The organism is Lentzea indica (genome assembly GCF_012184385.1).
Lineage (GTDB): Bacteria > Actinomycetota > Actinomycetes > Mycobacteriales > Pseudonocardiaceae > Lentzea > Lentzea indica.
This window is the reverse complement of record NZ_VSRL01000261.1, coordinates 1-12,069: the sequence shown is the minus strand read 5'-3', so window position 1 is coordinate 12,069 and position 12,069 is coordinate 1. Positions and strand designations below refer to the sequence as shown.

Here is a 12,069-nt window from a genome sequence, read left to right as displayed (position 1 = left end):
AATACGAGGTACAGCAGTCGCAGCGCCACGCCCATGATCATGCCGTCAGAACACCAGAACCCGATCACCACAGCTCAGCGGGCGAGTACAGAGTTCTGGGGGTTGGACACGAACCCGGCCGCGTCGGTGACGCCGAGGAGCGGCCGGGACAGCACCGCGAGATGCGTGAGCCCCAGATCAACACCAATCACCGCGTCCGGCAAGGCAGGTGGCGGGTCCGTCCGCGCTACCTCGCAGGTGAACGAGCAGAACCACCGGCCACCCTCATAGCGGATCGTCGCCGACAGAACGCGGGCCGTGCCCGCCTCGATCCGGCGAGCGAGCTTGCGAGTCGACTCGTGTGTCCGGATCCGGCCCAGCTTGGGCAGGTTGACGTGGCGCCGATCAGGTTCGACGCGGATCCCCCCAGTGGTGAAACGGCACGACCGGCTGGCACGCCGTTTCGACTTGAATCTCGGAAAGCCCACCACACGGCTGGCGCGTTTGCCCTTTCGCGATGCGGCCCAGTTGGTCAACGCACGAGCAAGGCTGTCGAGGCCGCCGCTGTAGGACTCCTTCGAGCACTCAGCCCACCACGGTGCGACCTCGCCCTTGGTCTGGTTCCAGACCTTCCGCAGTGCGGGCAACGACCACTGCAGCGCCGGGGTGAGTTCCTCGGGCGCGATGCCGTAGCTCGCCTCGGCCTTGCGCTGGTCCATCACGGCCTTCACCAGCGCCAGGCCCCAGTTGTACGCGAACCGCGCGGCACCGCAGTGCGCGGACAGAGGCCGCGCCTGTGCCGCGGTCGGGTCCAATGCGAACCGGTAGGCCTGGTGGACGATCACACTCGAACCCTACGAGCGGACACCGACAATTCCGGGCCCGCTACAGAGAGGTTCTCACGAGAGTGGGAGCGGCTTAATTCGATCGTGTGATCGTCACCGACCGGTGGCTACCGGATGCAGTCACACTCCTTCGTGTGCAAGCACGAGCTGGCTGCGGGCAGCCGTCAGCAACGTGCGCGCCTCCTGGATCTCGCAGTACTTCAGGTGCTCACAGGCAGCCTCCGCACAAGCCAGCGCGTGCTGCAGGGCGATGTTGTCCTCCACGGGACCCGCGTCCCTCAGCGCGTCACGCAGGGATTCCTCCGCGCGCCGTGCCCCGACCACCGGGTCGCCGAGCGCGGCGGGTCTCACCGAAGCGAGAACCTGCTCGACGGCCAGTTCAAGCACGCCGGTTGGTGTCCGCGTGCTCACGGCTGAGCTCATCTGGTACGCCACCTCCAAAACGTTCGTCGTCCGCCGTCGGGTGACGGCCTTACAGTACTCCGCAAGTCCATGACCTGCTGTTACGCAAAAGTTTCATCTTCCGCGGCTGCGTAGTGGACGGGTGATGTCCCGTACGCGTGGAAAGAAATCTTCCAACGGCACGGGCAGGGGGATTCTCCAGTTCGGGTGCTCGTCGATCGTGCCCGGCACGTTGGGCTGCCGGGTTTCCCGCAGAGCGTCCTGAGGTGAAGTCAGGACCAACGCGCAGGGTGCCTGCGCGAGCAGTTCGTGGGCGCCCGCGACCCGGTCAGAGGGGTCGATGCCCTCCTGGCGCATCAACGAGTCGAAGTCGGGGCCATCGGCACCGGCGAAGAAGGTCGCCGCGGTCGGCAGGTCGTGCGTGGAGATGCTGGCCATCGCCTTGGGGTTCCACTGCGACGGCGGGATCAGGGGGTGGCCCTCCGCGTAGTAGTCGCGCTGGAAGTAGAGGACGGCACTGGTCAGCATGCCGTTCTCCTGCAACGTCTTCGTGACGACCGGCTCGACCGTGCCGAGGTCCTCGCCGACCACGACCGCGCCTGCCCGGTACGCCTCCAGCGCCAGCACGCCGAGCATGGCGTCGGCGTCGTAGTGGACGTAGGTGCCGCGCGACGGGGGCTCGCCCGGCGGGATCCACCACAGCCGCCACAGGCCGGCGACGTGGTCGATGCGGATGCCGTCCGCGTGCTTCAGGACGCTGCGCAGCACCTGGCGGAACGGGCGGTAGCCGGTCTCGGCGAGCTTGTCGGGCGCCACGGCGGCAGGCCCCAGCCCTGGCCGTCCGCGCTGAACGCGTCGGGTGGCGCACCGACCGTGACATCGATGGCGAACGCGTCGGGGTCGGCGAACGTGTCCGCGCCGCCGGGGTCCACGCCCACCGGGAGGTCGTGGATGACGCCGACGGCCATGCCGGCCTCGTGTGCGGCCAGCCGGACGTCCTGCAGCTGGCGGGTGCAGAGGTGCTGGAGCCAGGCGTAGAACGCGATCCGCTCGGCAGGCGGTTCGGAACGGTCGGCCGGCCACGAGCGCCAGTCCTTGCCGTGGATCTCAGCCAGGGCGCAGTACGTGGCGAACTTCTCCAGCTCGGCGTCCATCTCGACGTCGCCGCCGGGGAAGAGCAGCTCGAGGGCCTGCTTCTTCGCGTCCCAGACCGCGTCGTAGTCGATCAGATCGCGGTTCTCCGGCCGGAGGTCGCGGATGAGCTGGCGGGTGCGCGGGCAGGCCTGCAGGAATTCGGCCGTGTCGGTGATGCGCAGGTACAGCGGGTTCGCGAACCGGCGGCTCGTCGGTGAGTACGGCGAGCGTTCGACCGGATGCGTCGGCGAAGGTGCCTGCACCGGGTTGACCAGCACGACGCCGGCGTCCAGTTCGAGCGAGGAGCGCCTGGCGATCGTGGCGAGATCGGCGAAGTCGCCCATGCCCCACGAGTCGTGCGAGCGCGCGGCGTAGAGCTGCAGCATCCAGCCCCACGTGTGCGGGACGTCGGGCAGCGTCCTGGGCGCGACGGCCAGCGTGATCGTCTGCGAAGCCGTGACGACGCGGTGCCAGCCGAGAGGGAGCGAGTCGGGCAGGTGCCGCTCGACGTCGAAGGTGCCGCCGTCCTCGAGTTCGACGGTCGCGGGACCGTGCAGGTCGTACGTCTCGTACTCGCGGATCACGATCGTGGGCGGAAGGATCTCGGCCGCGCGCCGTTGCTCGATCTTGCGGAGTTCGCGGGCGACGGAGTCCTCAGTGGACGCGTCGACGCCGAACTGGGCGAGGACCTTGACAACGACCTCGGTGTCGACGGTGACCTCTTGCTGGTCCGCGTTCTCGTACCGAGTGGCGACGCCCCAAGCGTCCGCCAGTCGCGCCACCGACTCCTCCACAACTACAAGCTATGTCACAGCTCGGTGCGTATTACCAGAGCAATGGTCCCTGGTCACCCGATGGGTGCAGGCCGGTTGGGACGCACACCGAGAGATGCATTTGCTTAGACATCCGATGCTTCGTCGGGAATCGACACGACGGCCTCCACCTCGACAAGGAATTCGCGCCCGAACAACGCCGCCACCTGAACCAGCGTGCTGGCCGGGTTGGGCACTTCTCCCAGTGCGGGTCGCAGAATCTCGTCCCGGACGTCACGAATGGTCTGAACCTCGGAGGCGTCGAGGACGAACCAGGTGAACTTGACGACATCCGACCAGTCGGCGCCGAGATTTTTGATGACGTGATGAAGATTGCTCAACGCCTGCCGCGTCTGAGCCGCCAGGTCGTCCGAGCCGACCACCCGGCCCTCGGCGTCGACCGCCACCTGGCCGGAGATGAATGCGAGCTTCCCGGTGACCGTGACCGCGTGGGCGTAACCGGGGGTGGTGGGCAGCGCGGGCAGTTCGGTCAAACGTTCTTCGGCGGGCATGCGGTGCACAGTACTCAGGCGACAGGCCCGCTGGAGTTGCGCACGACCAGCCGCAACGGGTGCTCCGCCGGTTCGATCTCCCCGCCCCTGATCAGCGTCAACAGGTCGGCGACGGCGCGCTCGCCCTGCTCCTTCGCCGCACCCTCGACCGCGGTCAGCCCCACCACGCGGGTGAGCTCCTGCCCGTCCAGCGACACGATCGACACCTCGTCCGGCACCGCGCGCCCGTCCCGCTGCATGCGCAGGAAGATCCCCAGCGCCGCTGCGCCGTTCGAGCTGATCACGGCGGTCGGGAGGCGTTCACCGTCCAGGAGCACGTCCACGACCTGCTCGCCGCCGTCGACGGTCGGCGAGCACCAGACCGTCCACTCCGGACGAACGGAAAGCCCCGCCGAAGCCAGGATCTCGTCGTACGACTCGTCCTCTCCGTCGGACAGCACGAGCGCGACGTCGCGATGCCCGAGAGCCACCAGGTGCGAGATAGCGGTTTGCAGCGCACGCCGGAGATCGGTGTCGTCGACGGTGATGTGCGGGACCTCGAGCGACTCCAGCGCCGTCTGTTCGGCATCTGTCATGGACATGGAAAGAAGAAGCACACCGTCCACGCGACGGCCCAGCGGCAGCTCGTCGAAGAACTTCGACCGCGCGTCCTGGCTGCCCAGAACGTAGAGCAGCACGTCGTAACCGGCCTGCCGCAGCGCGCCCTCCGCCCCCGCCAGCACCGGGCTGACCTCGGACGTCAGCACCGCGATCGCGTACCGGCGCCCACCGGCCAAAGAGGAGGCATCGCGCGCGATGGCGTACTTCATCCGCCGCGCGACCTCGCTGACGTGCTGCCTGGTCGCCTCGGACACGCCCGGTTCGCCTCGCAGGGCACGCGATACGGTCGCAGCTGACACCCCTGCGGCCTTGGCCACGTCGGACATGCTGGTCACGGTCCCGAGCGTATTGGAGTTCCATGAAGCCCGGCGACATCGCCCCCGACTTCTCCCTGCCGGACCAGGACGGCGCCGAGCGCAAGCTGTCCGAACTGCTCGAGAACGGCCCGGTCGTGCTGTTCTTCTACCCCGCCGCGATGACGGCCGGGTGCACCGCGCAGAGCTGCCACTTCCGCGACCTCGCGGCGGAGTTCACGGAGGCGGGGGCGCAGCGCGTCGGGATCTCCACCGACGACGTGGCGAAGCAGAAGCAGTTCGCGGAGCTGAACAACTTCGACTACCCGCTGCTCTCCGACGTCGAGGGCGAGGTCGCGGAGCAGTTCGGCGTGAAGCGCCGGTTCGGGCCGATCCCGGTCAAGCGGCACACGTTCGTCATCGACACCGACCGCGAGATCATCGAGGTGATCAAGAGCGAGTTCTCCATGAACGCGCACGCGGACAAGGCGCTGGCGGCGCTCAGGAATCGGTGATCGTCAGCACGCCGTAGGGCCCGGAAGCCTTGCCCTCGCGGACAGTCGTGCCGTCGACCGTGTACTTGCCGTGCACCTCGGCGCCGTCAGGGCCGGCCACCACCACGAGCATCACCGACTTGGCCGTCTCGCCGGAGGGCACCTCGACGGTCTTCGTCCACGGCAGGGTCACGTTCGACTCGTTCTGCACGGACGCGCCGACGGTGGCGGTGATGTTGAACGCCTTGCCGGTGCCGGTCACCTCGAACACGACTGTCCGTGTGGCCGGTTTCGGCGGTGGGGACGACACCGGCTCCTGGGAGGCCACGCCGGTGGACTCCTCGGGGGCCATGCCCCCGATGTTCACCTTCGGGCCGTACACCACGCCACCCACGGTCAGCAGGGCCACGATCAGCAGCAACACCCAGGGCCACTTCGGCGACCTGGGCATCTCGTGCATGGGCGGCGCGACGCCGTACTCGGGCGGTAGCTGCGACATGAGATCCCCTCCCCCACAAGGAAAATCGATCTTATGCCGCCCGCCGTTACCGCAGGCCCGCCAGCACGAAGTCCGCGATCTCCCCTGCCAGCGACGCGGGCGGCTTCGGCCCGTCCGGCCGGTACCACATGGGCAGCTGGTTCACGACGCCGAACACGATCCGCCCGACCGTGTCCGCGGGCACCACGGAGCTGAACTCTCCGTCAGCCTGCCCCTTCTCGATCACGGCGAGGAACGTCTCGTGATAGCGGCGGCGCTCGGCGCGGAACTCGGCCATCCGCTCCTCGCCGAGCCGGTGCAGCTCCCTGACGAACACGGCCGTCTCGTCGACCCGCTCCGCGGTCGAGACGACGAGCGACACGAGGATCTCGCGGACCGTCTCTGCCGCGGGCAACCCGAGGCCGATGATCCGGTCCATGTCGGCCGACTGGGACGTGATCAGCAGCCGGTAGATCTCGAAGAGCAGGTCGTCCTTCGCGCGGAAGTAGTGGTACAGCGCGCCCTTCGTCACCTCGGCGGCCGCCACGATCTCCTGCACCGAGGTCGCGTCGTAGCCCTGCGCTGCGAACAGGCGCACGGCCGCGTCGATGATCTTCTGCTCGGTCGCGCTGGGCATCGCTAGGCCTTGGGCGCCAGTGCGCGTACCTGCTCGACCTGGTCGCCACCGGTCGGGAGCAGGGCGATGATCGGGGTGTCGACGCCCTGGGCCTGGTACTCCGCGACGCGCGCACGGCACTGCTCCAGCGACCCGTGCACGACCAGTGCGTCCACGACCTCGTCCGGGATGGACTTCGACGCCGCCTTGCGGTCGCCGGCGGCCCACGCCTCGTGCATCGGGCGCAGCGCCTCGCCGCGGCCCAGCCAGTCGTGGAACGCTGCGTACGCGGGCACGGTCAGGTAGGTGCTGATCAGCATGCGTCCCAACGCGCGCGCGGCGTCCGCGTCCTCGGTCGGGCACACGAAGATCCGCGCGGCCAGCTCCGCGTCCCCGAGCTCGGAACGCACCTGCGCCACGTCGGAGGCGGCCAGCCAGTTGGTGATCGCGCCGTCGGCCTCGCGACCGGCCAGGCGCAGCATGTTCGGGCGCAGCGCCGCGAGCATGATCGGCACCTTCTCGGCGGGCGGGCGCTCCAGCTTGAAGCCCGACACCGAGAACGTGTCGTACTCGGCGGTGACCTTCTCGCCGGCCAGCGCGGCCTTCAGGAAGCGCAACGTGTCGCGGGTCCGCTTGAACGGCTCCTCGAACGGGATCGCGTTCCAGCGCTGCACGATCGCGGGCGACGACGAGCCGATGCCCAGCACGAACCGGCCGCCGGTCACCTCGGCCAGCGTCGCGGCGGTCATCGCCAATGTCGCGGGTCCACGGGTGTAGACCGGCGCGATCGCCGTGCCGAAGCGCAGTTCGGAGGACCACTGCGCGGCCAGCGCGAGCGGCGTGAACGCGTCCGTGCCTGTCGTTTCGGCCGACCACACGTCCGTGTAGCCGAGGCCGGCGAGCTCGGACACCAGGGCGCGGTGCTCCAGCACCGGCACACCGAGCAGCGGCAGCGTGATTCCCCAACGAGCCATGAACGCCTCCAAGTCAGCCACTTGGAGACACCCTACCGACCGGTCGGTATGCTCACAACCACACGTCTACTTCTTCCGCGCCATCGTGAGACCGTCGGCGATCGGCACCAGCACCGACTCCACGCGTGAGTCGTTCAGCACGAACGTGTTGAACGCGTCGATGGCGGCGGCGTTGCCCTCCGGCTGCTCCGACGCGGCCTCGCCGTAGTAAAGGGTGTTGTCCGCGAGCAGCAGGCCGCCCTGACGGACCCGCGGCACCAGCAGGTCCCAGTAGTGGGCGTACCCGACCTTGTCCGCGTCGATGAACACCAGGTCGATGACCGGCTCGTCCGGCAGCTCCGCCAGCGTCTGCGCGGCCGCGCCGAGGCGGAGGTCGATCCGGTCACGCACGCCTGCCGCCTGCCACGCCTCCTCGGCGATCGCCGTCCACTCGGCGGAGACGTCGCAGGTGATGACCTTGCCGTGCGGGGGAAGTGCCTGCGCGAACGCGAGCGTGGAGTACCCGGTGTAGGTGCCGACCTCGACCACTGTCTGCGCGCCGGTGAGCTTGACCAGCAGGGACAGCAGCACCGCCTGCTCGTGCGGGATCTGCATCTCCGCGGAGTCGCCGAGCTCCAGCGTCCGCGCGATCAGCTTCTCCTGCGCCGCATTGGGCTGGCCGGCCTGTTCGCGCACGTAGCGGTAGATCTGCGGGGTCATGACCACGGTCTTGAAGTCGTTCACGCGCGGCCTTCTCTCATAGTCGGGTGATGAACGTCCTGAGTGTGTCGTGGTACTCGGGCCGCAGCGGGTGACTCGCGAGGTCGTGGTCGATGGCGGACAGGACGGCGGCGCGGTGCGCGCGATAGCGGCTGACGCACACGTTCTCCCGGCTGACGAGGAAGAACTCGTCGAACCGTGCACGCTCGGCGTCGGTCGTGGGCACGTTCGTACGCCCCGACTCGCGCAGCAGCGAAGGGCCGCCGGGCACGAGCCTGCGCATGACCTCCATGTGTGCCAACAGGTTCGCCTTGCTCGCGGACGAAAGCGGTTCGGCAGCCACGGGCCCCAGTGCGGTACGCGCCCTGCGCAGCAGACCGGGCAGTGGCTCGTAATCACGCGCCCACCGCCCGCTGAACGCCGGGTCGAACGCCACCATCATGGGCCGGATGACGTCCTCGTACACCTCACGGGAACAACTGCCCGAATAGGCAAGCATCACCGAGTACGCGTCGTATCCAAGCGCAGCGAGGCGGACTAGTTGCGAATCAGGCTCGCGTATCAGCCGATCGAGTGAAGCCGAAAGAAACCTCCAGACCAGAAATGCACCGTGATGGCCCAGAAACCACCGGTGCACGGCGTGCGCCACCGGGTCTTCGGGGGTGCTGATGCCGATCGGAATCTGATAACAGCCGGTCGCGCACGGAATCAATTCCGTACCCGGCATCGGCATGCGCAGGACCGGCAGTCCGACCCTGGTGTGCCCCCACGTGGGGAGACAAACGGGGGCACTCATCGCACACCGTCCACTTCGGACGCAATGGCGTCGAGGAGATCCGCCACGCTTCCCAGAGCGGTGTCAAGAGGCCGATCTTCCACAATTGGTGGCACTTCTTCCGAGATCCGGTCGAACACGTCCGCGAGCCGCGGCGCCAGCGGACGGCGCGCACCGACGTGGACGGCCTGGCGCAGTCCGATCGCGAGCCCCGCGTGCAGGTACCGCAGCAGCCGGGCCTGATCGAGCGCTGTGAAGGCGGCCTGCGTGCCGAACGGGACGACGTCCTGGTTGTGCAGGTTCGTCGGCAGGCTCTGCACCGAGGCGGGAGTGGCGGCACGGCGCATCGCGGTGACGGTGGCGGTCGTGCAGAGCTGCACGCCCTGAAGCGCGTGGTGCTGACCGGGCACCGGGCTGAGCATCGGCGGCAACCCGTTGGTGCGGTGCGGATCGACCAGCAGGTCGAGCTGACGTTCGGCCAGGTTGCCCAGCTGCACCAGCGCGACGTTGAGCTGGTCGGCCGCGAAGGCGCTGGGCTGACCGAAGAAGTTGCCGCCGTGCACGACCTCGTTCGTCTCCGGGAAGAACAACGGGTTGTCGCTCACCCCGTTGAGGTCGCGGCGCACCACCTCGTCCGCGTGCCGCACGCTCGTGCCGGCCGCGCCGATCAGCTGCGGCGTGCAACGAATGCTGTAGGCCTCCTGGAGCGGGCGCTCGCCGGACGGTGTGCTGCCCGCGAGCCAGGTCCGCAGCGCGGCACCGGTGTCCGCGACGTCGGGATGGCCGAACGCCGCCAGCAGCCCGACCGACGTGAACTCCGTGCCGCAGCCCAGCACGTCGGTCATCAAGGCGGACAACAACTCCGCTGTGCGACGCGCGCGTACCGCCTGCGCGACGGCGAGCCCGAGTGCCGCGGCGGTCACCGAAACGCCGTTGACCAACGCGAGTGCGTCACGCCCGTCGAGCACGAGCTTCTCCAGCCCGGCTTCGGCCAGGGCTTCCGCCGCCGGCATGAGCCGGCCCTGGAAAAACGCATTCCCGTTGCCGCGCAAAGCATGTGCGACGTACGCGAGCGGCTGGAGATCACCGCTCGCACCGACAGACCCCAGCCGTGGCACCGCGGGAGCGAATTCCGTGTCCAGCATGGCGACCAGCGACGTCACGACCTGCTCTGACACGCCGGATCGTCCCTGTGCCAACGAGAACAGCCGCGCCAACACCGCGGCGCGGGCCACCGCGGGTGGCAACAGCTCGCCATGGCCGACGATGTGGTGAATGATCGTGTTGTCGCTCTGGCCGGCACTGTCCGCGCGGCCCTCGAACTCGACGAGCGGGCCGAAACCCGTTGTGACACCGTAGATGGCGCGCCCGGAACCGCTGACTTCAAGCACGAACTCACGGCACCGTACGACCCGTTCTCTCACGTCGCCGGGCAGCTCCACGTGCACCGGATCGCGCGCGAGCTCGAGATGCGCGGGTTCGAGCGGCACGGCCAGATTCAGGGCAGCAGAAGATGTTCCGACAGGCACGACGCCTCCTGGGACTTGGGGAGCCTCTCGCGACGATCCCCGTTGACCTGTCGGCGAGGAAGGGCCTTACGCATTACCCGAAGACATATCCTGTCCTCGTTCACACGCGCGGCGGAACTTGTTGCCCGTTGACAGTGCGCCCCGTTTTCAGCCGTCGTTCTGCGTGATCAGGCCTCCCGGAAGATGATCGAACTCACCGTTCACGATTCGGGCCAAAAGATCGGCCGACTGCTCCACCGGGGTGAACCTGCCCTCGTCGCGCTGAGATCTGGCCCACTCCGAGATCCGTCGCAGGTGAGGGTCGCGGCGTTCGCGGCGAACGCGGTGCCGCGCAGGTTCACCTCGAACGTGTGCCACCACTCGGTTTCGTCGACCTGCCACGTCGGCCCGACCGGCCCGCCTTGCAGCACCGAACTGATGACGGTTAGAGCGTGACTCCACGCGCCGCGAGCCAGCCCACCGGGTTGATCTTCTGCGAGCCGCCGACCCACACCTCGAAGTGCAGGTGCGGTCCGGTCGACTGACCGCGGTTGCCGATCGTCGCGATCTTCTGGCCGGCCTTGACCTTCGCACCCTGCGGCACGTCGATGGTGTTCATGTGCCCGTAGACGGTGATGGTGCCGTCCTCGTGCTGCACGCGAACCCACAACCCGAACCCGGACGCGGGCCCGGCCTCGATCACGGTGCCGTCCATGACGGAGACGATCGGCGTGCCGATGGCGTTGGCGATGTCGACACCGTTGTGGCTCGTGCCCCAGCGCGCACCGAACCCGGACGTGAACGTCCCCTGGGCCGGCCTGACGCACTTCGGGCGCTTCGCTTCTTCCTCGGCCGCGATGCGGGCCTGCTCGGCCTTGGCGGCCTCCTGGCGCTTGACGAACGCGCCCTCCGCGGACTTGAGCGCCTCGCGGATGTGGAACTGCGCCTGGATCTGCTCGGCCTGCAGCAGCTTGCGCGTCTCAGCGGTGGTGTCCATCGCGTGGACCGTCTGAATGGGCTGCGGCTGCGGCTGCGCCGTCATCGCCGCCGCCAGGTCCTTGGTCGCCGCCACGGGGATGATGCGGTCGACCGGCGCGACCGTGGCCATCGCCTGGGTGAAACCGGCGCCGGCGAGGGCGCCCGCGGCGACCACCGCCGCAACGGCCTTCTTGCGGTCCAGGTCCACTCTGCCGACGAAATCGACCAGCGGGCCCTTCGCTCGATGCCGTGCCAAACCTGCCTCCATGCACTCGGGGGAGTTCGGCAACCGCGCTTCGCCTGGCGTCGGGGGGCCTGGCTGCGGGCTTCGGGGCCCGGTGGTGGACTGGACCGTTTCGGGGGAGATCCGTGTCCTTGCGGTTATCGAACCGTGACATGCGGCGTGGAACGTAACCTCGCGTCACCGGCAGGAGCAAGCTATGTGGGCATTTAGGTGATGAGGCCCACTGGTGGTTACTTAACGTAGTTGGACCGTGGGCGGGTTGGTCAACGCGCTTTAGACCAATCCCTGTCTTGGTGTTTGTACTGGTCAGTCGCTTTATCGTGAAAGGCTGGCGGGGGTGTTTTGGGCGGCGCTTGCGCGGGGACGGTCACCAGGCGTGCTCATGTGGTCTCACTGCTCGTGGGAGCTCCGGGGTTCTGGGGCGCGTCTGGGCCGTAGGCCGTCTCCCTGTTCCGTTGGCGGCTGTCCGGTTTGTTGTCCGTTCGGTGGTCGCGTTGCGTTGTCACCTGGCGGTTTGGTTGGTTTTTCTGGGGCGCTGCCCCAGACCCCGCCAATCTGATCAAAGACCTGTCCAGCGCCGTCAGCGGGTTGTTGGCACGCCTGTTGCTTTTGGCGGCTTGCTGTTGAGTAGGTGGTGCTGTTGGTGTGGGGTGGTCCCGTCACGAGTCGCACGGAGGCAGCCACACCCGAGGGGATAGGTCAAGTCGACGAAAAGCGTGTCGACTT

The 12,069-nt window shown here is 68.2% G+C and carries 12 protein-coding genes and 1 pseudogene; 1 reads left to right on the top strand and 12 read right to left on the bottom strand.

Features of this window, described 5'->3' with window-relative positions:
- Window positions 1–74: 74 nt before the first annotated feature.
- The 5 genes and pseudogenes from FXN61_RS40550 to FXN61_RS40530 all read right to left on the bottom strand — a co-directional run bounded on the left by FXN61_RS40550 (window position 75) and on the right by FXN61_RS40530 (window position 4,610).
- On the bottom strand, window positions 75–824 hold the full coding sequence (locus FXN61_RS40550) for a helix-turn-helix domain-containing protein (RefSeq protein WP_167979182.1): 750 nt from the start codon (window positions 822–824) through the stop codon (window positions 75–77).
- Window positions 825–944: 120 nt separating this feature from the next.
- On the bottom strand, window positions 945–1,247 hold the full coding sequence (locus FXN61_RS40545; protein ID WP_167979181.1) for a hypothetical protein: 303 nt from the start codon (window positions 1,245–1,247) through the stop codon (window positions 945–947).
- A 93-nt stretch (window positions 1,248–1,340) separates the two neighbouring features.
- Window positions 1,341–2,704: pseudogene (locus FXN61_RS40540) on the bottom strand (4-alpha-glucanotransferase).
- 554 nt (window positions 2,705–3,258) lie between these two features.
- Window positions 3,259–3,684 carry a RidA family protein gene (locus FXN61_RS40535; protein WP_167979180.1) on the bottom strand — a complete coding sequence of 142 codons (426 nt, stop codon included), beginning with the start codon at window positions 3,682–3,684 and terminating at the stop codon, window positions 3,259–3,261.
- Window positions 3,685–3,698: 14 nt separating this feature from the next.
- A complete protein-coding gene (locus FXN61_RS40530; protein ID WP_167979185.1) occupies window positions 3,699–4,610 on the bottom strand; it encodes a LacI family DNA-binding transcriptional regulator in 912 nt (303 codons plus the stop codon).
- A gap of 32 nt (window positions 4,611–4,642) precedes the next feature.
- On the opposite strand from FXN61_RS40530, the gene FXN61_RS40525 reads away from it, so the two are divergent.
- A complete protein-coding gene (locus FXN61_RS40525; protein WP_167979179.1) occupies window positions 4,643–5,092 on the top strand; it encodes a peroxiredoxin in 450 nt (149 codons plus the stop codon).
- Here FXN61_RS40525 and FXN61_RS40520 read toward each other — a convergent pair.
- The 7 genes from FXN61_RS40520 to FXN61_RS40490 all read right to left on the bottom strand — a co-directional run bounded on the left by FXN61_RS40520 (window position 5,079) and on the right by FXN61_RS40490 (window position 11,355).
- Complete coding sequence (locus tag FXN61_RS40520; protein ID WP_167979178.1) at window positions 5,079–5,570, bottom strand: MmpS family transport accessory protein; 492 nt, start codon at window positions 5,568–5,570, stop codon at window positions 5,079–5,081. The two genes, FXN61_RS40525 and FXN61_RS40520, sit on opposite strands and share 14 nt — an antisense overlap.
- Window positions 5,571–5,616: 46 nt before the next feature.
- Window positions 5,617–6,186 (bottom strand): TetR/AcrR family transcriptional regulator, encoded by a 570-nt coding sequence (locus FXN61_RS40515; protein ID WP_167979177.1) that lies wholly within the window; start codon window positions 6,184–6,186, stop codon window positions 5,617–5,619.
- Window positions 6,187–6,188: 2 nt separating this feature from the next.
- Window positions 6,189–7,139 carry an LLM class F420-dependent oxidoreductase gene (locus tag FXN61_RS40510; RefSeq protein WP_167979184.1) on the bottom strand — a complete coding sequence of 317 codons (951 nt, stop codon included), beginning with the start codon at window positions 7,137–7,139 and terminating at the stop codon, window positions 6,189–6,191.
- 66 nt (window positions 7,140–7,205) lie between these two features.
- Window positions 7,206–7,862, bottom strand: coding sequence for an O-methyltransferase (locus FXN61_RS40505; RefSeq protein ID WP_312878377.1), 657 nt, complete (start codon window positions 7,860–7,862; stop codon window positions 7,206–7,208).
- Between the two features lie 13 nt (window positions 7,863–7,875).
- On the bottom strand, window positions 7,876–8,565 hold the full coding sequence (locus FXN61_RS57125; protein ID WP_512698766.1) for a 3-methyl-L-tyrosine peroxygenase-related protein: 690 nt from the start codon (window positions 8,563–8,565) through the stop codon (window positions 7,876–7,878).
- Between the two features lie 65 nt (window positions 8,566–8,630).
- Complete coding sequence (locus FXN61_RS40495) at window positions 8,631–10,142, bottom strand: HAL/PAL/TAL family ammonia-lyase (protein ID WP_167979175.1); 1,512 nt, start codon at window positions 10,140–10,142, stop codon at window positions 8,631–8,633.
- 424 nt (window positions 10,143–10,566) lie between these two features.
- Window positions 10,567–11,355, bottom strand: a complete 789-nt coding sequence (locus tag FXN61_RS40490) for a M23 family metallopeptidase (protein WP_246292744.1) — start codon at window positions 11,353–11,355, stop codon at window positions 10,567–10,569.
- Window positions 11,356–12,069: the final 714 nt, after the last annotated feature.

Excerpts from the sequence above, each read along its gene's own strand:
- FXN61_RS40545 (WP_167979181.1), bottom strand. The coding sequence starts at position 1,247 with ATGAGCTCAGCCGTGAGCACGCGGACACCAACCGGCGTGCTTGAACTG.
- FXN61_RS40535 (WP_167979180.1), bottom strand. The coding sequence starts at position 3,684 with ATGCCCGCCGAAGAACGTTTGACCGAACTGCCCGCGCTGCCCACCACC.
- FXN61_RS40530 (WP_167979185.1), bottom strand. The coding sequence starts at position 4,610 with ATGTCCGACGTGGCCAAGGCCGCAGGGGTGTCAGCTGCGACCGTATCG.
- FXN61_RS40525 (WP_167979179.1), top strand. The coding sequence starts at position 4,643 with ATGAAGCCCGGCGACATCGCCCCCGACTTCTCCCTGCCGGACCAGGAC.
- FXN61_RS40520 (WP_167979178.1), bottom strand. The coding sequence starts at position 5,570 with ATGTCGCAGCTACCGCCCGAGTACGGCGTCGCGCCGCCCATGCACGAG.
- FXN61_RS40515 (WP_167979177.1), bottom strand. The coding sequence starts at position 6,186 with ATGCCCAGCGCGACCGAGCAGAAGATCATCGACGCGGCCGTGCGCCTG.
- FXN61_RS40510 (WP_167979184.1), bottom strand. The coding sequence starts at position 7,139 with ATGGCTCGTTGGGGAATCACGCTGCCGCTGCTCGGTGTGCCGGTGCTG.
- FXN61_RS57125 (WP_512698766.1), bottom strand. The coding sequence starts at position 8,565 with ATGCCGGGTACGGAATTGATTCCGTGCGCGACCGGCTGTTATCAGATT.